The 2,207-nt window shown below is 73.4% G+C and carries 2 protein-coding genes; both read left to right on the top strand.

Annotated elements, in window-relative coordinates; all coding sequences use genetic code 11:
- A partial coding sequence (locus AC13HU_RS36000; RefSeq protein ID WP_483046204.1) for a regulator occupies positions 1–1,269 on the top strand: 1,269 nt, incomplete at its 5' end.
- A gap of 177 nt (positions 1,270–1,446) precedes the next feature.
- Positions 1,447–2,205 carry a thiopeptide-type bacteriocin biosynthesis protein gene (locus AC13HU_RS35995; RefSeq protein WP_483046203.1) on the top strand — a complete coding sequence of 253 codons (759 nt, stop codon included), beginning with the start codon at positions 1,447–1,449 and terminating at the stop codon, positions 2,203–2,205.
- Positions 2,206–2,207 lie beyond the last annotated feature (2 nt).

Raw genomic sequence — 2,207 nt, 5'->3', positions numbered from 1 at the left:
GTCGGAATCGGTACGGAGACCGGCAGCACCGCCGTACCCGTATCCGTGCCCCCGGCCGTACTCGTAACCCCGGCCGTGCCCAGCAGCTCCGCCGGCGACCACTACCGCATGCTCGACACCATCCGCGAGTACGGCCACGCGTGGCTGAGCGAGCTCGGCGAGGTCGCCGACACCCAACGCCGGCACGCCGACTACTTCACCGGGCTCGCCCGCTGGGCCGACGCCGTCTGGTCGGGGCGCGACCAGTTGCTCGGCTACCGGCGGATCGAGAACGCCCATCCGGACCTGCGCGCCGCGCTCGACCACTGGCTCGACCACGACAGCGTCGCGGCTGCCGAACTCGCCGGCCTGCTGGTCTACTTCTGGACCTGCTGCGGGCACCTCAAGGAGGCCCGGGCCTACCTCGAACGCGCCCTGGACCAGCACACCGCCCCCGGCCCCGCCCGCACCCGCGCCCTGATCGGGCTCGGCGCGACCCTCACCCTCCAGGGCGAGTACGAACGCGCCGCCGACATCAGCGACCGCGTACAGGCCGCGGTGGCGGCGCGCGGCGACGTCGAGGAACGGATCGCCGCCGCCTGCCTGACCGGCCTGCTCGGCATACTCACCGGGCAGTCGCGCACGGCCCTGGACGCCGTACGGGAAGCGCTCGGCTCCGCACCGGGCTCTGCACCGGGCTCCGTTCCCGGTGCCACCCGCGGCCGCGCCCGGGGCTCGGTACCCGGCGCCGCGTTCGCCACCCCCGACCGGCTGCGCTGTCACCTCGTCGAGGTGCTCTCCCTCACCGCGCTGGGCGACTTCGCCGAAGCCCGGTCGCGGGCACTGGAGTTGCGCCGGCACTGCGTGGAGATCGGCGAGGTGTGGGCACGCTCCTACCTGGACTACCAGCTGTCCATCGTGGCCCTCTTCTCCGCCGCACCCGAGGACGCCATCGCGTACGCGCGCACCATGCTGGAGAGCAAGCACCTGCTCGGTGACGCCTTCGGCATCGCGCTCGGCCTCGACCTGCTGGCCGCCGCGCTCGCCGCCGCCGGCCACGCGGAACAGGCCGCGTCGGTCTACGGCACCGGCGGGGCGTACTGGCGCAGCGTCGGCCACCCGCAGCGCGGGGCACCGGAGTTGCAGACGGTACGCGACCGCTGCGAGCGGACGGCGCGCGCGGCGCTCGGCGACGACGGATACGCGGCCGCATACGCCCGGGGCGCCGCCGCCCACGGCCCGACCGCCCTTGCCGCCGCCCTCCAGCCCGACGGCGCCGCCCACGAATGACGCCACCGGCCGTCTCGGGCTCGCTTCGGGCCCGCTTCGGGCTCGCCCGGAGCGGGGGGCCCGTAACGGGGTTGCCGGTGCCGGGGCCACCGGTGCCGGGCTCGCCCGTTTCGAGTGCGTTCCCCTCCCCGGCTACCCTTCGCCGGTTACCTTCGACCTCTCGGGCACGTCACAGCGGTGACGGAACTCGCGCGAGGAAGGTCAAGACTGCGGCCGGCCCGCCAGGAGGCGGCCGCGATCGACAACCTCGCCGGCTGGCTGGCCACCCGCATGATGACCGCGGCCGGCCCGGACTTCTACGAGCAAGGCGACATCTGGGCCCAGGTCGCCAAACACCGGACAGGCGACAACGACCCGCAGCCGGGAACGGCAACACTGGCCGCGGTGCAGCTTCTCGTCACCGCCGCGAGCGACAGTCCCGGCAGCCCCCTGACACTGGCGCCCGACTGGTCGGCCGCCTTCGAAGACGCCGGACATGCTCTCGAGGGCCTGGCTCAACAAGGCGTTCTCACCCGGGCCTTGCGGGCGACCCTCACCGACCACCTGCTGTTCGCCTTCAACCGACTTGGCATCCCCGCCCAGCACCAGCACCTGCTGGCCACCACTGCCAGCAAAGTGATCTTCCACCGGCAACCGGCATCGGGCGACGCCCCGCACGGCAGTCACAGCGACAACGACCAGACCCCTACTGTGAAGACGGTGACCACGGACATGACGGACCAGACGACCGCAGCACCCGAGCGGCTGCGCGAAGCCCACGTCGCCTACAACGACCGCCTCGGCACCTTCCGCACCCCCCAGGTGAAGGCCGCCTTCCGCCACGTCCCCCGCCACCTGTTCCTCCCCGGGGTGGACCTGGCCACGGCCTACGCCCGCAAAGCCGTCGTCACCCAACGCGCCGCCGACGACCTCCCCGACGAGCCCGCCCTCGCCTGAGC

The sequence above is a fragment of the Streptomyces sp. NH27 genome, from assembly GCF_056859195.1.
Note: the sequence above shows the minus strand (reverse complement) of the source record. Positions and strands in the feature narration are given on the sequence as shown.